This is a genomic window from Planococcus sp. ISL-109 (genome assembly GCF_018613655.1).
Taxonomy (GTDB): Bacteria; Bacillota; Bacilli; order Bacillales_A; family Planococcaceae; genus Planococcus.
Genome location: NZ_JAGGPW010000004.1, coordinates 894626 through 918590, shown reverse-complemented (window position 1 = coordinate 918590; position 23965 = coordinate 894626). Strand labels below are relative to the sequence as shown.

Genomic DNA, 23965 nt, shown 5'->3' with positions numbered 1-23965 from the left:
ATGACTGATACGGCTATCCAATTTATCGACAAAGTACTGACCTCGGCACGTGAACTTGATGTGTCCGATATCCACATGACGACAGGCATTCCGCCCGTCTTCCGCATGCACGGCACATTGAAGCGCTACGGTGAGGAGCGGCTCATGCCGGAAGACACCGAAGCGATCGCCAGAGCCCTCATGCCCGAAAGCCTATGGGACACATTCATCGAAAAAGGCGAGATGGATTATTCCTACTCGATTCCCGGCGTCGCCCGTTTCCGCGTTAACACGTTCCACCAGCGCGGCTCGATTTCTCACGCATTCCGGACGATCCCGACGGTCATCCCGTCGATCGATGATTTGAAAATGCCGGACACGTTGAAGAAGCTGTCCGATACGCACCAAGGACTCATTCTCGTCACCGGCCCGACCGGCTCCGGAAAATCGACGACCTTGGCGGCGATGATCCGCTATATGAACGAAAACATGACCAAGCACATCATCACTTTAGAAGACCCGATCGAGTATATGCACAAACACGGCACTTCGGTCATCGACCAGCGTGAAGTCGGCTTTGATACAAATTCGTTCGCCAACGGACTTCGCGCAGCCTTGCGTCAAGATCCCGACGTCATTTTGGTCGGAGAAATGCGTGATCTCGAGACGATTACCACTGCCATCACCGCCGCCGAAACCGGCCACTTGGTCATGGGTACGCTGCATACGTCGAGCGCGGCATCGACCGTCGAGCGGATCATCGATGTATTCCCGCCGGAGCAGCACGCGCAAATCCGTACGCAGCTCGGCGGCATTCTTAAGGCGGTCATCTCGCAGCGCCTGCTTCCGACAGCCGACGGCAAGGGACGCGTCGCCGCGACCGAAATCATGATCCACAATACAGCGATCGCCAACTTGATCCGCACCGAAAAAGTCCACCAAATTCCGAACGTCATCTTGACCAACCGGGCGGCGGGCATGCATCTCATGCAGACCTCGGTGCAGGAGCTGCTCAATAAAGGGCGCATTTCGAAACTAGTCGCGGCACCTTATTTGATCGGAGGCGAGGAGTAAGTGGCGCGCTTTAAATACGAAGGGCGTGACCGCAAGAAAGTGCGCGCCGGCTTTATCACCTCCGGTAACCGTAAAGAAGCGGTGCAGAAATTGCGCGAAGAAGGCATACGCGTCATCGACATCAGGGAAGTGCCGGTCGGAACGCTGCAAAAAGACATCACCTTCGGCAGCCCGGTCAAACGCGACCAGTTCATCATGTTCCTGCGCCAGTTTTCGACACTCATGCGCGCCGGTGTCACCATCGTCGACTCGGTCAAGATTTTGTCACAACAAGTCGAATCAAAAGCGCTGCGCAAAACGCTCGCGGAAATCGAAGAAGAACTGAGGAAAGGAAATTCCTTATCGGATTCGCTCGCAAAATATCCGAAAGTGTTTGAACCGCTGACGGTCAACTTGGTCAGGGCGGGGGAACTGTCTGGGAATATCGATGACTCGCTTGACCGTCTTGCTACGCATTACGATAAAGCGTACCAGACGAGGCAGAAAGTCATCTCGGCGATGAGTTATCCGGTCGTCGTCGGCATAATAGCGATTGCCGTCGTTATTTTCCTGCTGTCTTCCATCGTGCCGATGTTCGTTGATATGTTTCAAGGGTTCGGCGGGGAATTGCCGCTTATCACACAGATCGTTATGGAGGCTAGTGATTTTACGGTTCAGTACTGGTATTTGCTCATCTTGTTTGTAGGACTCTTTGTCGGAACCATTTGGCTCATGAAAAAGAGCGCACAAGGGCGCATGATCCTCGATACGCTCGTTTTGAAGATTCCGATCTTCGGAAAGCTGCTGCAGAAGTCAGCGCTCGCTCGCTTGACACGGACGCTCAGTTCTCTCTTCACCAGTTCCGTGCCGATCTTGCAAGCGATGACAATGACCGAAAAAGTTGTCGGCAACGCCGTCATGTCGAAAGTGCTGCTCGCATCGCGCGATTCATTGGAGCGCGGCGGCTCTCTTACAGCTCCAATGAAACAGCATTGGGCATTTCCTCCGCTTATCCCGCACATGATCGCAATCGGTGAACAGACAGGTTCCTTGGATCATATGCTTGCGAAAGTAGCGGAATTTTACGAGAAGGAAGTAGAAGCGGAGACAGATCGATTGAAGGCTTTGATTGAGCCGCTAATGATTGTCTTTCTAGCTGCGCTTGTTGGGACTATTGTCTTAGCGATTATGATGCCGATGTTTGAAATGTTTAATAATGTAGATAATATGTAGGTGTTTTAGAGAAAATAAAAAGAAAATATTTCTAAAAAAATAACCAAATAGATATTGTTTAATGCGTGACCATTGGTATAATAAAGTTGTGCTAATCTAGTACTTACTTAACAATATGACAGGGGGAAAAGAGAATGAAGAAATTTTTACAAAAGAAATTAAAAGACCAGAAGGGTATGACTTTGATTGAGCTTTTAGCAGTTATCGTTATCATTGCGATTATCGCGGCAATTGCAATTCCAGCGATTGGGAACATTATTGAGAACAGTCGTTATGGAGCTGCAAAAGCTGATTTCCAAAATGCAATTGCTGCTGCAAACCTTTATGTAGCTGAAGAAGGAGCTGTTCCTACTGAAGCACAATTAACAGCTGATTATTTTGCTGATAAAGGATCTATTAAAACTTTAACATTTGCTAAAGTAGGAACTACAAATGTACTAACTGTGGCAGGAAAATTTGAAATTAGTGGTGTTGAGAAAACTCTTGCTGCTAAAACTAATGCAGAATTAAGTGAGTTATCTGCAGCAGACTTTAAAGCATTAGTGAATCCATAATAAAGATATTTAAATGATTTAGATTTAATTAGGAGCTGATCAAATGGCCTTACTGTTTTTCCAGAAAAAAGCGCGCGTAGCGACGATTACGATAGAAGAAGATGCAATCCGCTACGTTGAGCTGAAGTCGGCGGAGCCGGTGTCACTGATCCAGGCGGAAGAGATTTTTCTTCCCGACGGTATCATGGACAGCGGCAAAATCGCCGACCCGGAAGCGCTAATTGCGGAACTCGGTAAGGCTGTCAATCAGTGGGGTCTCTCCAAAAAGTCAGTCCGATTCCTCGCCCCTGACGAATTTGTTATTATCCGCAAAGTTCCTTACCCCGAAGACGTCGAAGCCGACGAATTAAAAGGGCATTTCTTTATCGAAATCGGTTCGACATTATACTTGCCATTCGAAGACCCTGTATTCGACGTGGTGCCATACCACCCGGATACCGACGAACCAGAAGCGATCATCATCGCATCCAAAGAATCGGTGATCAAAGATTACGAAGACGCTTTTGACGGCGTTAAGCTCAAGCCGCTCGTCGCGGATATCGCCCCGCTCGCTTTGTACCGGTTGGCGTATCTCGAACACGACATTTCGGAAGACGAGCACATTATGTTGATCGACATTCAAGGAAAGAAAATGACCGTGTCGATTTTCCACGAACATTTCCCGATGTTCATGCGGCCTGTCGATCTTGAAGTGCTCGTTACCGACCCGACAGATCCAATGCAGCTATTGGTGGCGGTCGAAGAAGAAGCCGAGAAGCTCGGCAATTTCTACCGTTATAATATGAACGAAGGCGAACAAGGCATCACGAAAGTTATTTGCAACGGCGAGTTCGGCGATTGGAAAGCATTTTGCGGACGTTTGGCTGAGCGGCTTCAACTGGATGTCAATCCGCTTGTGAAGCTCGGAATCGAAGCGGGCGACAGAATCGTGCCGCCGAGATTCAACCGTGCGATTGGCCTTGCGTTGAAAGAGGTGTAGAGATGTTAGTCGATATAAATTTACTGCCCCAAAAAGAGCGCGACCGCCCCGCTGTTTTAATCGCGGCGGTCGCGATTTTATTGCTTGCCGTTATCATTTGGGCGGTGCTTGGCATGATGGCGAAAGCTGAGGCGAACGAACAGCAGGCGATACAAGCCCAGACGGACGCGGTTATCGCCGAACAAACCGAAATCCGTGCCGAACTCGAAGCGCGAGAAGGCATGAACGAAGAGCAGCAGCTCCAGTCAACGGTCGAATGGGCAGAAAGCTATCAATTTGATACCATTCCGCTGCTTGAAGAACTTGTGTCGCTGCTTCCGGCGCGCGGCTTTTTCCAAACTTTCTCCTATACAGGACTTGACCAAGCGCAACTGACCGTTCAATTCGATGCATCCCGCGAGTCGGCTTATTATTTGGCGCAATTAAAAGCGTCGGAATTGCTGGCATCTGCAACGCTTGATAGCGTCGCAACGGAAGTTTTTGAAGAAGCAGAAGAAGGAGAAGTTATCGTTGAGCCGAGCGAGCCGCGTTTTTTGGCGACGTATACATTGATCTTCCAGGACGAACGCATTCCGGTTGAAGGCGACGAAGAAGCGGCGGATGGTGAAGCCGCTGAAGCTGTCGAGCCTATCGAAGAAGCAACGCCGGAAACGACCGAAACTGAAGAAACTGACGTGGAAGTCGATGTGGACGTAGAGACAGAGGAATCAGGAGATGACGCCGCATGAGCAGCATGACGAAAAGCCAAAAAGAAAAAGCGCTCATCGCACTCGCCGTATTCTTCTTATTAGCTCTCGTACTTTACGCCTACTTCCTGGTCTATGCACCGGCTAAAGAAGCCCGCGAACTAGCCCAGCAATCGCTGGGTTCTGAACGCGACGTGCTGATGGCGCTGCAAACGCAAGTAAAAGAGCTGCCGGAAGGGGAATCTGTCAGCACGCTCGAGCTGCAGAAAAAGGTATCGATCGATCCGTTGTCGGAATTGATGGTGCTGCAGATCGAAGAGGCGGAACTATTGTCCGGCACACGCGTTGAAGCGATTTCTCTGACGGAAGCCGATGTTGCGCTTCCGGTTCCTGTCGAAGGCTTGGAAAACTTAAAAGAAGTGGAAACGACCGTGACGTTTACGGCAGAAGATTATAATGAAATTACCGCTTTCATCTCCGAAATCGAAACGATGGAACGCATACTTGTGGTCGAGTCGATCAATTTCGGCGCCAACCCAGAAATTCGTGAAGTGGTCGAAGAAACCGAACGCCTGCAAGTGACATTGTCGTTCGCGGCTTACTACCGTCCCGACTTGATCGCGTTAGGCGATACAGTGCCGAAAATTGATGCACCTGCGCCTGCCAACAAGCAAGATCCATTGCCGGCCAATGACGGCACAGAGTTCGCAATCGACGAAGAGGAAGAAGAGATTGACCCAGACCTCGAAATCGATCTGGACATCACCGTCGAAGAAAGTGCATCTCAAGGAGACTAAAAGGAAATCATTGTGATTTCCTTTTCTCTTTGTTTGAAAACGCTACGAAAATTCACTAATGAAAGAGGGACATTATGATTGCTGTCTATTCTGTTTTTGCTTCTGTCTTCGGGCTCGTGTTCGGCTCGTTTTATAACGTCGTCGGACTGCGCGTGCCGAAAAATGAATCGATCGCCTATCCGCCGTCCCATTGCACGAATTGCGACCGTCGGCTGACGGCACTTGACCTGGTGCCGGTGTTCTCTTATTTATTCCTGCGCGGCAAATGCCGGAGTTGCGGCGCATCGATCCACTGGGTCTACCCGCTCATGGAAGCGATCACCGCCGTTTTGTTCACCGCTGTGTTCTTGAAGTTCGGCTTCACGCCGGATCTCATTGTCGGCTTATTGTTCGTGTCGATGCTCGTCATCATCACGGTGTCGGACATCGCCTATATGCTCATTCCGGATAAAGTGCTGTTGCCGTTTGCGGCGGTACTGCTCGCACTAAGATTTGCCGTCCCGCTCGACCCGTGGTGGGATTCACTGTTAGGCGCGCTCGTCGGATTTTCCGTTTTGCTGCTGATCGCGGTACTTTCAAAAGGCGGCATGGGCGGCGGCGACATCAAACTGTTTTTCGTCATCGGCTTAGTGTTAGGTGCAGCGGGGACATTATTGACCTTGTTCCTCGCATCGTTCATCGGCGCAATCGTCGGCATCGTCATTTTGCGCATCCGCAAGCAAGGGCGCAAAACACCGATCCCGTTCGGCCCATCCATCGCACTCGCCGCCGTACTCGTCTATTTTTGGGGCGAGCAATGGATCGGCTGGTATGTGAATTTAGTAATGTAGACATATTAATATTATGTAAACTGTAAAACTGAAAACACTCAAAACTACTCGTGACATCTTCTGAAGATATGGAGCAAAACAGCGTAGACGCCTGCGGGAAAGCTCGGCGCTCGCCCGCGGCAAATGAATAGGCGAGGGGCAGCTGAGCAAGCTGTTTTGCGGAATATCAATTTATGATTAACTCAAACACATACCAAAAGCGACAGCACCGAAATCCGGCGCTGTCGCTTTTGGTATGCCTTAATTATTGTAATGGATCGGAGAAGCTGGTCCAAGATCGATGCCGAATAGCATCCAGACGATCAGCATCACGGTCCAAATGGCCATAAAGAAGATCGAGTACGGGAACATGACCGAGATCAATGTACCGATGCCCATCTTCTTATCGTATTTCTGTGCAAAGGCGATGATGATCGCGAAATACGTCATAAGCGGTGTAATGATGTTCGTCGACGAATCCGCAATGCGGTAAGCCATTTGCGTCAGTTCCGGCGAATAGCCGAGCTGCATCATGATCGGTACGAAGACCGGTGCGAGCATCGCCCATTTCGCAGAAGCGGAACCGATGAACAAATTGATGATCCCGACGACGACGATAAAGCCGATGATCAGCGGAATGCCGGTCAAGCTCATGGATTCCAGTGCTTCTGCACCGTAAACCCCTAGCACCATGCCGATGTTCGATTCCGCAAAGTAAGCGACGAATTGCCCGGCCGTGAAGGCGAGGACGATAAAGACGCCCATCGACGCCATCGTTTCGGACATTTGCTCCGCGACATCTTTATCGCTGGTGATGTTTTTCGTCGCGATTCCGTAAGCAAGACCCGGAAGGAAGAACAAGATCGTGATGATCGGAACGAGAGAACTCATGAACGGTGATTGGACGATGCCGCCGTCTTCACCGCGCAGTACGCCGTTTTCAGGAACGATGAGAAGAGCCGTCAAGATGACGCCGACAAGCGTCGCGACTCCAGCCCACAACAAGCCTTTTTTCTCGAGCGTCGTCAAGCCTTTCATGTCTTCGCGGAACTCGCCTGTGTATTCACCGAGGCGCGGTTCGACGATTTTTTCAGTGACAAGGGCACCAACAATTGTCAGAAGGAACACAGAAGCGATGATGAAGTAATAGTTCATCGCGATGTTCATGCCTTCCGCATAAGCCGGATCCATGATTGCAGCGGCGGAGATCGTCAGTTCACCGAGCATGGCGTCCGTTGCCGATAGCAATAAGTTCGCAGAGAATCCGGCAGAAACACCGGCAAACGCTGCGGCAAGGCCGGCGAGCGGGTGGCGGCCGAGTGCTGCGAAAATGACGGCACCGAGCGGAGGCAAGACAACATAGCCGGCGTCAGACGCGACACTTGCCATGATCCCGGCAAATACGAGTCCGCCAGTGATCAAATATTTCGGAATCGATAACACGAAACCGCGCAGTAAGGCCGAGATCAACCCGGTCCGTTCAGCGACACCGATCCCGAGCATCGTGACGAGCACGACGCCGAGTGGGGCGAAGCCGATGAAGTTACTGACCATGCTGCCGAATATGTATTGGATGCCTTCTGCATTCAGCAAGTTCTTGACTTCGACGATTTCGCCTTCTTGCCCTGGGTGCTCAACCGAGATGCCGAGGTTCGCCAGCACTGCGGAAATGATCAAGACAAGTATGGCGAGACCCGCAAACAGCGTGACCGGGTGCGGCAGTTTATTACCGATCGTTTCGATTCGGTCGAGGGATTTTTGGAACAATCCTCGTCTTTGTTTTTTCAAAATAGACAAACTCCCTTCAAACAATTGATGTGAAAAAGACTATCTAATTATTGTGTAATAGTAATTTTCGAAAAATTAAAGCTGTTACTCATTATAAAACGTTCATAATCATAAGAAAAGCATATTACGGAAGTGCCAATTGCGTTAATTTTGAATAATATTTGATCATAACAATAGATGCCTTCATGATGGGCTTCACGGCACTTAGCCCCAAAGCCAGTGTTGGGAAAAAACTTTTGAAAACGGATGTTACCAATGAAAGCGCTATCTTGAAATCGTGAATATGAACCTTGAATTCTGCTCAAATCCCGAATTTCGCCATTTTGCCGTGGTTCTTGCCGAATGGTATGATGACTGTGAAAAGGAGGGATATTAATTATGAAATTCACATCGAAACACCCGGTCATTTTAGCGTCGCAATCACCGCGCCGCCGCGAACTGCTCGGTCTGCTCGGCATTCCGTTCGAGGTGACGCCAAGCGAACGGGCAGAGCCGGACCCGAACAATTTCCAAACTGTACTCGGCTATGTGATGGCTTGCGCGCAACAAAAAGCGGCGGACATCGCGCAACATGAGAAAGACGCGCTGGTGATCGGCGCGGATACAATCGTCGTATTGGATGGAGACATTCTGCTCAAGCCGCAAGACAAAAACCAGGCGGTCGCGTATCTCCAGCGCCTATCCGGCCGCACGCACGAAGTCATCACCGCGGTGACGGTACGCCAAGGGGCGAGCGAGTTGTCGTTCCATGAACGCGTTAAGGTGCGTTTTTATGAACTGCCGGCCAGTTGGATCGTTGCCTATACCGACACCGAAGATCCGTACGATAAAGCAGGGGCATACGGCATCCAGACCCTGTCCGGACTGTTCGTCGAAGGCATCGAAGGCGACTATAACGCTGTCGTCGGCTTGCCGGTCGCAAAACTCCTTCAGCAGCTGACGCACGCAGGCTACGCCCGGATCGAAGGAGCGCATGATTATGCCAAATGACCAAGCGCTTATGATACGCGATGTCCACGTTGCTGACCGTCCGCGCGAGCGGCTCATCAAACAAGGGGCGGTGAGCTTGTCCAATCAAGAGCTCATCGCCATTTTGCTGCGCACCGGAACGCGCGAAGAGTCGGTGCTGCATATCGCCAACCGCGTGCTCAAGCAGTTCGAGCATCTCCACGAACTTAAACACGCGGCCATCGAAGAGTTGACGGCGATCAACGGCATCGGCCAAGCGAAAGCGGTCCAACTGTTAGCCGCCGTCGAACTCGGCCGGCGCCTCGCGTCGAAACAAACCGACGAGCGCTTTACGATCCGTTCCCCGAAAGACGCCGCCACCTATTTGATGGACGACATGACCTCGCTCAAGCAAGAACATTTCGTCTGTCTGTTCCTCAACATCAAAAACCAAGTGATGCACAAACAAACAATCTTTGTCGGCAGCCTCAACGCCTCTATCGTGCACCCACGCGAAATCGTGCGTCCATAAGGGCTTATAGAAAACCTGCTTTCGCAAAGCAGTAAGGGAATATCACAATACTTTACCCTTATCATCAGTCAACTTATCTGAAAGGGAAACCGGACAGGGAGTGTAGCATGTTGAAAAAGCCGTAAGTTGCTTAATTGCCAAAGCACGACTGAATGGCGAGATGAAACGTATGAATAAGGATGAAAGCTAAACTGCTTGAATGATAGCTCAAGAGGGACGACGGGGACCTTTAGCGGGAGGCAATGATTTACGCTATTTGAAATGTGCTTCATTCTTAAAAATTTCGAGAATGATGAAGTGATACCATTTCACCCAACTTTAGTATAAAAGTAACGAGCGAACGTCACATCCGACATCATACATGCGATATTTCTATAAATCTAAATGGAGATTACCTAAGTCAGAATGCCTTATGGGCTATGCATAAATGATGCTGAATATCTGATAGGGTAACGGAGCTCCCATAGTAGTCCGAGCTAGGGAAAGCCTAGTACATGGCGAAGGGGAGCAGTTTACAATGTTAATACCAAATTGGGAAGGAGCGGAGGCTCTATGAGAATTCCAAAAGTAGTATTAAGTCGTCTAACTACCAAAGCAGAAGATGAAAACTATGTATTTGAACGATTGTATCGTAACTTATACAACAAAGAGTTCTATTTTGAAGCTTACGCAAAACTGTACAGAAACAAGGGCAGTCATACAAAAGGAATCAATGAGGATACGATTGACGGAATGAGTTTAAAACGTATAGAAAAACTCATTGCGAGAATAGAAGATCAAACGTATCAACCAAATCCAGCACGACGGACGTATATCCCAAAGAAAAACGGGAAAACACGACCGCTTGGCATTCCTACTTTTGAGGATAAACTAATCCAAGAAGTTGTTCGGCAATTGCTTGAAAGCATTTTTGAGCCGCAGTTCACAGTACATTCTCATGGATTTAGACCAAATCTTAGCTGTCATACAGCGTTAAAAGAAATCCGTAATACTTTTACGGGAACCAGATGGTTTATTGAGGGTGATATTAAAGGGTTCTTCGATAACATAGACCACCACATCCTAATTAGCATTTTGCGAAAACGGATTCGAGATGAAAAACTCATCAATTTAATCTGGAAATTTTTGCGGGCAGGTTATGTGGAAGATTGGGTGTTTCATAAAACCTATAGTGGTGCACCACAAGGAGGGATTATCAGTCCTCTATTATCGAATATTTATTTAAATGAACTCGATAAATATGTGGAGCAATATATTGAACACTATAATAAAGGTAAAAAACGTATCCATAATATTAGATACCACAATCTCGCATCCAAAATCGCTAAAAGAAAAAGTAATAACAAACGTGATTGGGCTATTTTATCCGAAGAGGAAAAGAAAGAACGCTTAAAGGAACTGAAAACCCTTTATAAGGAACTGCAAAGCCATGACAGCAAAAACCTTTTCGACCCAAATTACCGGCGTCTAAAATATGTTCGTTATGCGGATGATTTCATACTAGGCGTCATTGGTAGTAAAGAGGAAGCCGAACAAATTAAGCAAAACTTGACATGGTTCTTGAAAGAACAGCTGATGCTAGAATTAAGTGCTGAGAAAACCTTGATTACCCATAGCGAGAAAAATGCCCGTTTTCTTGGGTATGACATTCGGGTTGCCAGAGATTGGCACCGAATGAAGATGCCGAACGGAACCAAAAAGCGGAAGTTTAACTATCAAACAAAACTTTTCGTTCCGCATGAAAAATATATCCAAAAGCTTGTACAGTTAAATGCGTTAAAAATAGGACCGAACAATGGTTGGAAACCTATTCATCGCCCGTATCTGGTTCATAACGATGACCTCGAAATTTTACGTACGTATAATGCAGAAATAGAAGGCTATTACAATTATTATCGCTTGGCGAGTAACGTACATGTTTTACAATCATACCGACAAACGATGAAATACAGCATGATTAAAACGTACGCGAATAAATACAAATCTACCGTTAGTAAAACTATTAGTAAGTTTAATATTAACGGGGGATTCGGGGTTCGATATGAAACAAAAGAAGGCAGCAAAATAGCCTGCTTTACGGTGCAACGAATGGAAAAAAACGATGCAATTACTCAACCAAACTTTGATACAGTTGAAAATACATTAGTTTACTCCGGGCGAACTAGCATGATTGACCGTTTACTTGCCGAAAAATGCGAATGGTGTGCTGCATCAGGTATACCGCTTGAGATGCACCATATTCGCAAATTAAAAGATTTACAAGGCAAGAAGAAATGGGAGCAAAGAATGATCGCCCGTAATCGTAAAACGATGGCTCTATGCGTATCATGCCATCACGATTTGCATAATGGCAAGTTAGATTAAAGTAAATGGAAAGCCGTATACTCTGAGAGGAGTACGTACGGTTTGGAGGGGAGTTCTTGGAAACCTAGTATAGCAATATACCAAGGCACCGGGTTCTCACCCTACTACCGCGAAGCCGTCAGACGCTCAGCAGCTTCAATCGTATGTTCGCATAACCATCGTGCGACACGTTCGTAACTGAAAAGCTTACGCATGCTGTCTGAAAGTCAAATGACTGGAAGAGAGTCGTGAACTCTTCGCTCGATAGGTAAAATGATAGGGTAACGCCTTGAAGTGCCTACTCTGATACTCCGACATGCAAATCCTGAATGTGTAAAAGGGGTTTGTGTGAAGCTCGGTAAAGTCGGCTGAAAGTTGTCGTAGTGCTAATCTAGTAACCGAAAGCTAACCAGAGGTGGTTGGTGCAACCGATAGGTCGGGAGTCGTAAAAAACTTAATATGGTGAGAATGTGGTAAAACACTGACGAACTAGCGAATGAAATGTCTGTAAGTGTGACTATTCAGAAATGAGTGGGCTTGATGAAAGAATCAAGTGCGTTCCGTGGGCGAGTACCTATGGTGGTTTCGAAAGCTCCATGCACCGTTACAGGCGGTGGAGAGAACGTCAGGCAAGAGCTAGCACCTACGTTAAGGTATAGATAGAGTGAAGGGAACGTGGAAAGCTATCGACATGGAGAGTGCACACTCGGTGAAGTGGTAGGAAGGAAAGGATTCATCTATAACTTCCTTTAACGATAGTGAGAGTAGAGGCATGAGCGTTGAAGTTTCTGTAATGGAAATGGAGCAATAGCCTCAAGTCGAATGTCTATTATTATTTCAACTCAATCACCTTAAGGATTCTCGTATGACGAAAAAGGTCACGAGCCAAGATCGGAGCGTGATAGACCTTGAAAGAAAATTATAAGAAAATCCCAAAGATGAAAAATACGCGATTACGCCATGCAGAATATTATGGCATGACCGAAACCATGGACAGGCTTTTTGCAGAAAGTAGAGAAAACCAAAAATTCACGGATCTAATGTCCATTATTACTTCAGACGATAATATTCTCCTCGCTTATCGAAACATCAAGCGGAATAACGGAAGTGCAACGGCTGGAGAGGACAAAATCACAATCGCTGATATCGAAAAGTTGAGCACAACCGACTTTATCGAGATTGTGAAGAAACGATTCGCACATTACAATCCTCGGAAAGTAAGACGTGTGGAAATACCAAAGCCTAACGGAAAAACGAGGCCTTTAGGGATACCTTCGATGTGGGATAGAGTAGCGCAACAATGCATTCTCCAAGTTTTAGAACCGATATGCGAAGCTAAATTCTATAAATACAGTTTCGGTTTCAGGCCGACCAAATCCGCCGAAAATGCGATTTCCATGTGTGCAGGACGGATCAACAATAATAAAATGCAATACGTGGTGGATGTTGACATCAAAAGCTTCTTTGATGAAGTAAAACATTCAAAACTGATGCAACAAATGTGGACCATGGGCATCCGGGATAAACAGTTGCTTGTTATCATCCGGAAAATGCTGAAAGCTCCAGTCGTCTTGCCAGACGGCGAAATTGTTTATCCGACCATGGGAACGCCACAAGGTGGAATACTTTCCCCATTGTTAGCCAATATCAATTTAAATGAATTTGATTGGTGGATTGCGAACCAATGGGAAAGTAAAAAGTGTCGCAATATAAACGATTACCTGAACAAGAAAACGGGACTGTACAGCCATCAATATAGATATGAGCAATTACGTAAAACTTCTAAACTGAAAGAAATGTACATTGTCCGCTACGCTGACGACTTTAAAATCTTTACGACAACACGCTCCAACGCCGATAAAATATACATGGCAAGTAGAATGTGGCTGGAAGAACGGTTGAATCTTCCGATTTCCGAAGAGAAATCCCAAATTACAAACCTGAAAAAGAAAAGTAGTGAATTTCTTGGGTTTGAATTGAAGATGGAACGGAAAGGAACTGACCGTTTAGGGCGTAAAAAGTTTGTCTGTCAATCCCGTATAGCAGAAAAAGCACGAACGAGGATTAAAAAGCAACTTAAAGACCAAATCAAACTAATGCAAAAAGCACCTAGTGGAACTGACTTAATCAAAAACGTGCAGATCTATAACAGTATGGTGATTGGCATTCACAACTATTACCAAATCGCAACTCAAGTAAATGCCAGCCTGATGCCTATACAATATCAACTGACACTGGTCGAGCGTCATCGATTAAAACAGTTTTCGCTTAGGAAAACAACCAACTACCCAATCAAAGACAAAGGCATTAAACCTTATTTAAAGTCGGAAATGACAAGGTATATAAACGGATATCCCCTGATACCAATTGGATTCGTCAAAACGAAAACAGCATTGATGCCCAAAAATGGTGTTAATAAATTCACCAAAGAAGGACGTGCGCTGATGCATCGTGAACAGAATGCAGTCCCAAGCTGGAAATTGCAATGGATTAGAAAGCATCCAGTCTTAGACGGACGAGCATCAATTGAATTCAATGACAATCGAATCTCACTTTTCATTTCTCAAAATGGAATGTGTGCAGTAACGGGGGAAGAATTAATCCTTTCTGAAATGGACTGCCATCATAAGACGCTATGGAGTGTCACGAAAGACGACAGATACTCGAACCTGATATTAATTACCAGGGATGTCCACCGGCTAGTGCATTCTACAGAAAGTGATATTGTCCAAAAGTATCTTCGATTTTTAAACTTAGATGGGGAACAGCTGAAAAAGCTGAATACGCTCCGTCTTTTGGTTGGAAATGAAGCAATCGAGTAATGGGGTTTACGCATAATTGGACAGGTTGAGAAAAATGAAATAGATAGACAATCGATGGAACGCCGTGTGCAATGAAAGTTGCACGCACGGTGTGAAGCAGGGGAAAAGGTGGAGATCATTTCAAAGCCTTACCTATTGCTATCGTCCGGAAACCCCGCCCCGTCGCCCGAAGACATCGATGTCACCAAGCGGCTGATGGAAGCCGGCTCGATCATCGGCATCGAACTCCTCGACCACAGTGTGCGCTGTTCCTAGACAATCTGCATAGAAATGTGCAATAAAACTAGGCAAAGATTATCTATCTTTGAACTTTACACTTGAATAGGTTGGTGAAATTCCAACTCATCGTTCAATGTTGGGAACGATGCTCTGAAACTCCGACATGCATGAATGGTTAACTATATTTGTGTATGAAGCTCGGTAAAGGCGTTGAAAAACAGACCTGTGAAGTGGTTAGTGAAGTAAGCGGGAGGCTATAAAACTGTCATGCTGACTCACCAGGAATCCTCGTATGTACGGCTCGTAAAGTGAGAGGGAAACGAAAAGGAAGTTTCTCGCTTCTGTTAAAGAAGTTTAATCGTGGATTTTGTATTTGTGGTTGCAAAATCTGTACTACTCCTATAAAGGAATAGTGTCTTGCGTCCTCCCAACAGTGGGCAAAAAGACGGTTAACGGGTCAAAGAGGACAGCTAAAACAGTTATGAAAAGCTAGAGTGTAAGGAACAGCGGAACCACAGAAGATGATGATAAAAGGAGTTAACCTTGATGCATCTAAATTGAAGGAAATAGCAATTGAATCTGTGGGGCAGCAGCCCGTAGTAGCATCGAAGTTTCTGTAATGGAAATGGAGCGAAGGGGCATAGTCAACTTGATTAATTAAATCAACTTGTTAGGGAAGCCGTTTGGGCACATCTGATTAAAACCTTGCATTCTCCCAATAAGGAGATGAATCGCAATGGTACAAAAATCTAACTATCTAAAATCGGAACAAGAACTAAGGGATAAACAGGACGAATTATACAAAAAGACCATCGAAGGCCTACGAGAAAAAGGACAATCACCTGGCCACAAAGATTTATTGGAGTTAATGGCAAATGAAATTACGATTTTAACGGCCATCCATCATGTTAAAGCCAACAAAGGGAGCCGAACAGCCGGAAGCGACCATAAATTAATGAAGCCAGACATATTACAAAAAGATTATCCTAATGTCATACAGCTGGTACAAGAAAGCTTTCGGAAATATCGTCCTGAACCCATTAGAAGAAAGTATATCCCAAAATCAAATTCTGAAGGCTTACGTCCTTTGGGTATACCCAGCATTGTGGATCGAATCGTCCAAGAATGTGTGCGATTGATTATAGAGCCCATCTTAGAAGCTCAATTTTTCCAACACTCATATGGTTTCAGACCCATGAGGGATTCAAGCATGATCTGTCCGCGTAACTGATATTGTCCATATTACGGGTCATTACTGGGTAATCGAAGGAGACATCAGCAAATTCTTTGATTGCGTTAACCACACGACCCTGGTAAAGAAACTATGGAATATGGGAATCAGGGACAGACGAGTCTTAATGATCATTAAGGCGATGTTGAAAGCTGGAATTATGGGGGAATTGAGGGAGAATCCTGTCGGAACACCACAGGGAGGGATTATCTCTCCTCTGTTGGCAAATGTCTATCTTCATTCATTTGACCAATGGGTGACTAGGGAATGGGAAGATAAGAAAACGCAATATCCGTATGCACAGAAATATAAAAAGTTTGATAGACTACGGAAAACAACACAGCTAAAGGAAACTTATCTGGTTCGATACGCAGACGACTGGGTGCTCATCACCAGTTCAAGACGTAATGCAGAAAAATGGAAATTCAGAATTACGAAATATCTAAAAGAGCGATTAAAGTTAACGTTATCTGAAGAAAAAACGCTCATAACGGATATAAGAAGACGACCAATAAAATTTCTCGGCTTTGAAATCAAAGCAATAAAAGGGAACGCAAAACATGGACATATTCTCGTCAGTAAACCTAATCAACAACGATTAAAAGAAAAAGTAAATGAAATTCATAAAACCATCAAAAAAATAAAGAGTGCTACCAAGAAAGAAGACCTAATTCACTGGATAAATCTCATCAACTCTAAGATAAGAGGGCTTATTCAGTACTATGAATGTACAACGAAGGTAAATGTGTACGCACGAAAATATTCAGACAAACTCCACTACGCGGCATACTTAAAGCTACGAAAGCATGGGGGCTATAAGTTGCCTGCAAAACAAGTGGATAACCTTCGATCACTACACGAAAAGTACAACACAAAAATACCGGTTATCGAATATAATGGGTTGAAAATAGGTATAACAAGGCTGGACTTCTGCACATGGCAAAAAGCTAAAAACAAAAGCCCTAAAGAAACGCCATACATTGAAGAAGGTCGCCGCGTTTATATGAATCGAACCGGTAATAAACCCTTAAAGGTAAGAGCTGATGAACTTCTAAGTATGAATTGGTCTAAGATAATAAAAATCGGGCACAAAGAAAAGCTGTATAACTTTGAGTATTTTATGAATCGAGCATACGCTTTTAATCGTGATAAAGGGAAATGTCGAGTATGTAAAGAGGTACTACAAGGGAACGATATTCATATACATCATATCAACCCTAAGTTATCTCTGGATGAGGTGAATCGTGTATCCAACCTTGCATCCATGCATAAAAGTTGCCATCAAATGATTCATAGCACGAGAGATTATTCAATGGTCGGAAAGAAAACTTGGGAAAAAGTTCTTGGTTTTAGAGAAAAGTTGAGCATAATTTGAATAATTAGGTTGATGGAACGCCGTATGAGGTGAAAATCTCACGTACGGTGTGAAGTGGGGGAAAAGAACTCCTAACGAATAATGTCGAGGTTGTTTCTTACCTATCACTATTCATCATCGGCGACCACCAATTCACTTCATTGAAAGAAAAGGGGTTCATGTAGCACTGTATATTTTTTTTCAAATGTTCTATAATGGGAGGTATTGTGCAAAGCTGTTGCCGGTACCCCCGGTTTACATAAGAAGGGAACGATCAATGTGTTTGGATTTGCTTCGAAAGATATCGGCATCGACCTCGGAACGGCGAATACGCTCGTCTATTTAAAAGGGCGCGGCATTGTGCTCCGTGAACCGTCGATCGTCATTAAAAATACCCGCACGAACGAAATCGTCGCTGTCGGCAAACGCGCGCGCGACATGATGGGCCGAACGCCGAACAATATCGTCGCGCTGCGTCCGATGAAGGACGGCGTCATTTCCGATTACGACACGACGCTCGCGATGATCAAACATTGCATCGCACAGGCGACCGGAAAAGCGCCCGGCAAATGGCGCGGCGGCAAGGTGATAATCTGTGTTCCTTACGGAGTTACTTCTATAGAAAAGCGCGCCGTATTGGATGCAGCGCGAGCTGTCGGGGCGAGCGAAGCGTATACGATCGAAGAGCCGTTCGCCGCTGCAATCGGCGCAGGTCTTCCGGTATGGGAACCTGTCGGCAGTATGGTCGTCGATATAGGAGGCGGTACGGCGGAAGTCGCCATCATCTCGCTCGGCGGCATCGTATCGAGTGAATCGATCCGCGTCGGCGGGGACGAGATGGACGAAGCGATCATCCATTATGTCCGCAAAACATACAACGTCATCATCGGCGAACGGACAGCCGAAAACCTGAAAATGGGGATCGGCACCGCCGCGGTGATGGATGAAGCGGAAAGCGAAGTGTCCATGGAAATTCGCGGCCGTGATCTGTTGACGGGCTTCCCGAAAACTTTGACGATCACCGCGACTGAAATGGCGCTGGCGCTGAAAGAACCCGTCACGAAAATCGTCGAAGGGCTCGGGGCTACGCTCGAGAAGACACCGCCGGAACTTGCCGCAGACATCATGGACCGCGGCATCTTTTTGACGGGCGGCGGAGCGTTATTAAAAAACCTCGACAAAATGATCGCGGAAGCCATCGGGATGCCGGTGTTTATTGCCGACCATCCACTTGATTCCGTCGCGCTCGGCACTGGGCGCGCTTTGGACAATTTCGAGCGCTACCGTACCGCGATCGAACGTCGCTGATATTTTTCAACCTACATTACATGAGCCAATCAATAAGGAGGATCGCCTCATATGCCACAGTTTTTAACGAATAAGCGGCTTATCCTGCTGTTGATCGGCGTTATCCTGCTCGTCGCACTCATTTCCTTGACGCTCCGGGACCGCGGCCAAGTGTCTCTGCCGGAACAAATCGTCAAAGAAGCGGTCGGTGCGGGGCAATCGGTATTTTCACGGCCGGCCCATTTCGTCACAGGGGTTTTTGACAATATCGACTCGCTGATCAACACGTTTGAAGAAAACCGCTTGTTGAAAGCTCGCCTCGAAGAATTTGCGGGCGTGCAAGCAGAAGTGACCGACTTGCGTTCGGAAAACGGAGAACTGCAAGAACTGCTCGATAAAGAAGAAAGTTTGCGTGAATACAACCCGATCCAAGCGGTAGTCATCGCGCGCAATCCTGATCAATGGGAGGAAAAAATCATTTTGAACCGCGGCACCTCCCATGGCATCCAGGAAAACATGGCCGTTATGACCGCCAGAGGCTTGATCGGCAAAGTCACCATCGCGACACCGACCACCTCGACCGTCGAATTGGTAACGACACAAAACCCGAACTACCGCGTATCCGCGATGGTGCTCGGGGAAGATGATGTGTTCGGCTTGATCGAAGGCTACGACGCTGAACGCCGTGAACTACTCTTGAAACGCGTCGACTTTTCGGTCGATCTGCAAGAAGGCGACCAAGTCGTCTCGAGCGGCCTCGGCGGGATTTTCCCGAAAGGCATCATCATCGGCGAAATCACGGAAGTGACGATCGATGAATTCGGCCTGACCAAGCTCGCTTACGTCAAACCGGCGGCTGACTTCTCGATGCTCAACCACGTCATCATTGCCGACCGGCTCATGCCCGAAGTGGACGGAGAAGACAACGGATTGACGGCGGAGGAGGATGAGGAATCATGATTCGATTTCTCGTCCCGATCGTCTGTCTCGTTTTATTTTTCGTTGAACCGATATTCGGTTTGTTTTCACCCCTTTCCATCGGCGGATCTTTGTATTACATCGTCCCGCGTTTTCTCATTTTATTCCTGATTTTTTTGAGCGTTTTCTACGAGTTGCGCCATGCCTTGTTTTACGGTTTGTTCTTCGGTCTCTTGTATGATGTCTTTTACATTGATATTATAGGATTATATTCTTTTCTGTATCCGGCTGTCTGCCTGATCGCCGCGTACGTTTTCAAAAAGATTCCGCAAAATCTGCTATCAGCGACGCTGCTGGCACTCGGTCTGCTGCTGGTGATGGAAGTGGCGCTTTATTTATTCTTCCTATTGATTGGTTTAACAGCGGCGCCGGCCGGTACGTTCCTGACTGCTAGATTGTGGCCGACTTTGATCGCCAACTCCCTGTACCTGGTGCTTGTCGGCTGGGTATTCAGGTCGATGATGGTGACGCAAGATCCACAGCGTGACAACAGGCTCGGGTTATATTAATGAAAGCGCAGGTGACAGGTTTTTTGAAAAATATCGTGAATATTAAAGGAACGAACAAAGGGCTTCTCATCCAGCTCAACGACATGACTTCATACACGGAGATGTTGGACGAGCTGAAGAAAAAAGTATCCGACCCTGCGCTTGAAGGGGATGCGGAAGTGCAGATCCAATTGGCCAACCGGCATTATAGCCAAGAGCAATTGGATGAAATCAAAAAAGCGATCCAAGATAATTCGAAACTGAAAGTGATCGGCACGAAATGCGATGTCGTCACCGTCGAAGAATGCAACCGCATGATCAGCGAGCGCCAGTCGGAAACATACGTCGGCATCGTCCGTTCAGGCCAAGTTGTGCGTGCCAAAGGCGACCTTGTCGTCATCGGCGACGTCAACCCGAATGGCCGCATCGAAGCGGGCGGCAACGTCTATGTGCTCGGGCGCCTAAAAGGCATTGCCCACGCTGGAGCTTCCGGCAACCGTGAAGCCGTCATCGCTGCCTCATGGCTCGAAGCGACGCATCTCATGATCGCCGATGAAATCGAGACCATGACCGATGAACTTGACAGCTTGTTGGAGCAACCCGAAATGGAATGCGCTTATTTACATACGAGCGGCAAAATCATCATCGACCGTTTGCAGGAACTGAGATTCCTGCGGCCGCAAATTTCTACGTTTAAAGGAGGAAGCTAGTGTGGGAGAAGCTATCGTAATTACATCAGGCAAGGGAGGCGTAGGCAAAACGACGTCTACTGCGAACCTCGGCACTGCATTGGCTCTTCAAGGCAAAAAAGTATGCTTGATCGATACCGATATCGGTTTGCGCAACCTGGATGTTATTTTAGGCCTCGAGAACCGCATCATCTACGATTTGATCGATGTGCTCGAAGGCCGCTGCAAAATTCACCAAGCGCTCGTCAAAGACAAGCGTTTTGAAGACAGATTGTTCCTGCTTCCGGCAGCACAGACGGCCGATAAAAACGACGTCAACCCGGAGCAGATGAAAGAACTGGTCGATAGCATGAAAGAGGATTATGATTTCATCCTCATCGACTGCCCGGCCGGCATCGAGCAAGGCTATAAAAATGCGGTGGCCGGTGCAGACCGCGCAATCGTCGTGACGACACCGGAAATTTCCGCTGTGCGCGACGCTGACCGCATCATCGGCTTGCTGGAGCTGGAAGAAAACTTGGATGCGCCGAAACTGATCATCAACCGGATCCGTCCGCATTTGATGGAAGCGGGCGATGCACTCGATGTCAACGAAATCACGACGCATTTGTCGATCGATCTACTCGGCATCGTGCCAGACGACGAGCGCGTCATTTCAAGTTCGAACAGAGGCGAACCGGTCGTCATGGATCCGTCCAACCCGGCAGCACTCGGCTACCGCAACATTGCGCGCCGCCTGCTCGGAGAATCGGTGCCACTGATGACGATGGACAAACCAAAAGCCGGCATGTTCGGCAAATTGAAATCCATCTTTACAAGTAAATAATCAGAAACACCACTGCGGATGCAGTGGTGTTTTTTTGTTTAAGATTTTTAGAGAAAGAGTATAGCAAAAAGCTTGCGCTCCGGGCGGATGCTTTCCGAGGGGTGGGAATCGAGCCTCCTCGCTCGCTGCGCTCCCTGCGGGGTCTCTCAAACCCACTTATCCCTCCGGAGTCACCGCCCTGCACTCCAGCTTTAGTTTTCATGCGAAACTAAATAGCATCGCTGTTCATCGAAGGTAAGTTTTTGAAGAAATTTATTCTCCAAAAGCTTCAGGTGTTGCCGCTATTAATAGTGAGTGTAAGTCCATGAAACAACATCCATATCTAAGAAGATTTCTTTCCACGGCAAATAGCATTGAGAGAGGGCTATCTAGGTCACTCACATTGCTCAGCGGAATCTCAGAGCAAGTCCGCGTCTAGGGGGTAGCCGAAGCTGGGAGACAGCTGCGCCCTTCAGCTGGCTTTCTGCGAGAGACATCCCCAAAGCGGCGCTTTCGTCTAGCCCACAGACGCTATCATCGTAAATGGACGAATTTAATAAATCACTTCTAGCTATTATTTAATACCTATAGGGTTACTGCTGACTTTTAATGCATACTCATCACTAAATATTTTTCTTTCCACTGCCGCAAGAAATTTTGAGAAATCATTATGATAATCTCTCTCTATTAACAATGAAATCTCCAAGCAAGTCCGCGCACACGGGGTGGCCGAAGTAAAGAGACGACCGTGAACTTTGGTCGGCTCTTTATGGGAGGCATCCCCAAAGCGGCGCTTGCGGCTAGTTCGCAGACGCTATCATCGTACCAAGACGAAACTTACTAAATCATTTATAACTATTATTTGAAATCACAATATCAGACGGGACTGCTATAGTAGACGATCTCCCTGACTATCTTTCTTTCCATTGCAAATAGCATTTCGAGAGGGCTATCCAAATCACTCGCATTTCTCAGCGAAATCTTTAAGCAAGTCCGCGCACACGGGATAGCCGAAGTAGGGAGACAGCTGCGCCCTTCAGCTGGCTTTCTGCGGGAGGCATCCCCAAAGCGGCGCTAGCGGCTAGCACTACGAAGCCATCATCAAAGGAGACACTTTATGCTCAATCCTTCTATATAAATATCGATTCCACATAATCAATGAGCAACATCACGAACTCTTTTCAGTTCTGTATTGACTCAAGACTCCCCACATGATATTATTTTAATGTTATGTTTGTAGCGCACCCGTGCTACAACCGCTCGAACCAGGTCTTAAAGTATCGACTGATCACCTGGATAGGCGAGTCTTAGTCTAAGAGGAGGTGCAAGGATATGTACGCAATTATTGAAACTGGTGGAAAACAAATCAAAGTGGTAGCTGGCCAAGAAATCTACGTTGAGAAAGTGAACGCAGAAGATGGGGACACAGTAACTTTTGACAAAGTTCTATTTGTAGGTGGAGACGATTCTAAAGTGGGTGTTCCTTTCGTAGAGGGCGCAACTGTTACAGCGAAAGTTGAAAAACATGGCCGCGCTAAGAAGATCACTGTCTTCAAATACAAAGCGAAAAAGAACTATCACAAAAAACAAGGTCATCGTCAGCCATACACAAAATTGACTGTTGACGCGATCAACCTGTAAAAATGATTCAGGTGACTATTCATCAAACCGACAGCCGCATTTCAGGCTTTGAAATGTCGGGGCATGCGGATTTTGCCGAATACGGTCAAGATTTGGTATGTGCCGGTGCTTCAGCTGTTTCCTTCGGGGCAGTGAACGCCATTATGGCGCTGACGGGAATTGAACCCGACATCGAACAGGCGGATAGCGGTTTTTTGAAGATTGGTTTTCCGGAGAACGTAGACCGCAAAACGGATGAGCAGGTTCAACTGCTCATGCGTGGAATGATCATTTCACTGGAAACGATTGAACACGATTATGCAGACTTTATAAAAATAACCTTCACAGCTTAGGAGGTGGGACATATGTTGAAATTAAATCTTCAGTTTTTTGCATCCAAAAAAGGTGTTGGTTCAACGAAGAACGGTCGTGATTCGGAATCAAAACGCCTTGGCGCAAAACGCGCTGACGGACAAATCGTATCTGGCGGATCGATTCTTTATCGCCAACGCGGTACAAAAATCTATCCAGGCGAGAACGTTGGACGTGGCGGGGATGACACACTTTTCGCGAAGATCGACGGAACAGTACGCTTCGAGCGCTACGGCCGCGATAAGAAGAAAGTGAGCGTCTACCCGGTTGCTCAGGAAGCTTAATAAAAAACGAAAAGGGCTGCTTTCGCAGTCCTTTTTCTTTTGAACAAGCGAATGTCCAGAAGCCGTATCGGGAATTTTCAGCCCGAACTTGGTATACTTGGACAAAGTGCAAAAA

General features: G+C 46.9%; 21 protein-coding genes, 2 pseudogenes and 1 other annotated feature. Of the genes and pseudogenes, 22 read left to right on the top strand and 1 reads right to left on the bottom strand.

All coding sequences use genetic code 11. The features are described from left to right. The 7 genes from J7E21_RS06405 (at position 1) to J7E21_RS06375 (ending at position 6111) form a co-directional block, all read left to right on the top strand. Positions 1-1053 (top strand): type IV pilus twitching motility protein PilT, encoded by a 1053-nt coding sequence (locus J7E21_RS06405; protein ID WP_215105764.1) that lies wholly within the window; start codon positions 1-3, stop codon positions 1051-1053. Further along, the gene (locus J7E21_RS06400) at positions 1054-2265 is read left to right on the top strand and encodes a type II secretion system F family protein (protein WP_215105763.1); all 1212 of its coding nucleotides are present in this window, start codon (positions 1054-1056) and stop codon (positions 2263-2265) included. Between the two features lie 134 nt (positions 2266-2399). Beyond that, positions 2400-2819, top strand: coding sequence for a prepilin-type N-terminal cleavage/methylation domain-containing protein (locus J7E21_RS06395; protein WP_215105761.1), 420 nt, complete (start codon positions 2400-2402; stop codon positions 2817-2819). Between the two features lie 43 nt (positions 2820-2862). Beyond that, positions 2863-3798, top strand: coding sequence for a type IV pilus biogenesis protein PilM (gene pilM, locus J7E21_RS06390; protein WP_215105759.1), 936 nt, complete (start codon positions 2863-2865; stop codon positions 3796-3798). A 2-nt stretch (positions 3799-3800) separates the two neighbouring features. Further along, a complete protein-coding gene (locus J7E21_RS06385) occupies positions 3801-4526 on the top strand; it encodes a PilN domain-containing protein (protein ID WP_215105757.1) in 726 nt (241 codons plus the stop codon). Further along, on the top strand, positions 4523-5281 hold the full coding sequence (locus J7E21_RS06380) for a type II secretion system protein M (protein ID WP_215105755.1): 759 nt from the start codon (positions 4523-4525) through the stop codon (positions 5279-5281). The genes J7E21_RS06385 and J7E21_RS06380 overlap by 4 nt, the downstream gene beginning before the upstream one ends. A 74-nt stretch (positions 5282-5355) precedes the next feature. Continuing rightward, positions 5356-6111 (top strand): prepilin peptidase, encoded by a 756-nt coding sequence (locus J7E21_RS06375; protein WP_215105753.1) that lies wholly within the window; start codon positions 5356-5358, stop codon positions 6109-6111. 240 nt (positions 6112-6351) lie between these two features. Here J7E21_RS06375 and J7E21_RS06370 read toward each other — a convergent pair whose 3' ends face one another. Beyond that, positions 6352-7878: an AbgT family transporter gene (locus J7E21_RS06370; protein WP_215105751.1), complete on the bottom strand. Its 1527-nt coding sequence runs from the start codon at positions 7876-7878 to the stop codon at positions 6352-6354. A 378-nt stretch (positions 7879-8256) separates the two neighbouring features. On the opposite strand from J7E21_RS06370, the gene J7E21_RS06365 reads away from it, so the two are divergent. From J7E21_RS06365 to rpmA, 15 genes and pseudogenes are all read left to right on the top strand, one after another. Next, on the top strand, positions 8257-8868 hold the full coding sequence (locus tag J7E21_RS06365) for a Maf family protein (RefSeq protein WP_215105749.1): 612 nt from the start codon (positions 8257-8259) through the stop codon (positions 8866-8868). Further along, positions 8858-9352, top strand: a pseudogene (radC, locus tag J7E21_RS06360) (RadC family protein); the annotation flags it as partial. The gene J7E21_RS06365 and the pseudogene radC, both read left to right, overlap by 11 nt. Positions 9353-9910: 558 nt before the next feature. Further along, the gene (locus J7E21_RS06355; protein ID WP_215105747.1) at positions 9911-11722 is read left to right on the top strand and encodes a reverse transcriptase/maturase family protein; all 1812 of its coding nucleotides are present in this window, start codon (positions 9911-9913) and stop codon (positions 11720-11722) included. Between the two features lie 887 nt (positions 11723-12609). After that, positions 12610-14523, top strand: coding sequence for a group II intron reverse transcriptase/maturase (gene ltrA / locus J7E21_RS06350; protein ID WP_483313479.1), 1914 nt, complete (start codon positions 12610-12612; stop codon positions 14521-14523). 144 nt (positions 14524-14667) lie between these two features. Further along, a pseudogene (locus J7E21_RS16415) lies at positions 14668-14778 on the top strand (JAB domain-containing protein); the annotation flags it as partial. 700 nt (positions 14779-15478) lie between these two features. Then, positions 15479-15973, top strand: a complete 495-nt coding sequence (locus tag J7E21_RS16195; protein WP_251047798.1) for an RNA-dependent RNA polymerase family protein — start codon at positions 15479-15481, stop codon at positions 15971-15973. Position 15974: 1 nt separating this feature from the next. Beyond that, a complete protein-coding gene (locus J7E21_RS16530) occupies positions 15975-17348 on the top strand; it encodes a group II intron reverse transcriptase (protein ID WP_353047741.1) in 1374 nt (457 codons plus the stop codon). A gap of 258 nt (positions 17349-17606) precedes the next feature. Further along, on the top strand, positions 17607-18635 hold the full coding sequence (locus tag J7E21_RS06335; protein ID WP_215105745.1) for a rod shape-determining protein: 1029 nt from the start codon (positions 17607-17609) through the stop codon (positions 18633-18635). A gap of 51 nt (positions 18636-18686) precedes the next feature. Continuing rightward, positions 18687-19574, top strand: a complete 888-nt coding sequence (mreC, locus tag J7E21_RS06330) for a rod shape-determining protein MreC (protein WP_215105743.1) — start codon at positions 18687-18689, stop codon at positions 19572-19574. Beyond that, positions 19571-20101 carry a rod shape-determining protein MreD gene (mreD, locus tag J7E21_RS06325; RefSeq protein WP_215105741.1) on the top strand — a complete coding sequence of 177 codons (531 nt, stop codon included), beginning with the start codon at positions 19571-19573 and terminating at the stop codon, positions 20099-20101. The genes mreC and mreD overlap by 4 nt, the downstream gene beginning before the upstream one ends. Beyond that, entirely contained in the window at positions 20101-20790 is a 690-nt protein-coding gene (gene minC, locus J7E21_RS06320; protein ID WP_215105739.1) for a septum site-determining protein MinC, read from the top strand. Before mreD ends, minC begins: the two co-directional genes overlap by 1 nt. Before the next feature lies 1 nt (position 20791). Then, positions 20792-21595: a septum site-determining protein MinD gene (gene minD / locus J7E21_RS06315; RefSeq protein ID WP_215105737.1), complete on the top strand. Its 804-nt coding sequence runs from the start codon at positions 20792-20794 to the stop codon at positions 21593-21595. 1223 nt (positions 21596-22818) lie between these two features. Then, positions 22819-22892: a sequence feature (ribosomal protein L21 leader region), on the top strand. A 14-nt stretch (positions 22893-22906) separates the two neighbouring features. Then, a complete protein-coding gene (rplU, locus tag J7E21_RS06310; RefSeq protein ID WP_215105735.1) occupies positions 22907-23215 on the top strand; it encodes a 50S ribosomal protein L21 in 309 nt (102 codons plus the stop codon). 2 nt (positions 23216-23217) lie between these two features. Further along, entirely contained in the window at positions 23218-23547 is a 330-nt protein-coding gene (locus J7E21_RS06305) for a ribosomal-processing cysteine protease Prp (RefSeq protein WP_215105733.1), read from the top strand. A 12-nt stretch (positions 23548-23559) separates the two neighbouring features. Next, complete coding sequence (rpmA, locus tag J7E21_RS06300) at positions 23560-23850, top strand: 50S ribosomal protein L27 (RefSeq protein ID WP_215105731.1); 291 nt, start codon at positions 23560-23562, stop codon at positions 23848-23850. Positions 23851-23965 lie beyond the last annotated feature (115 nt).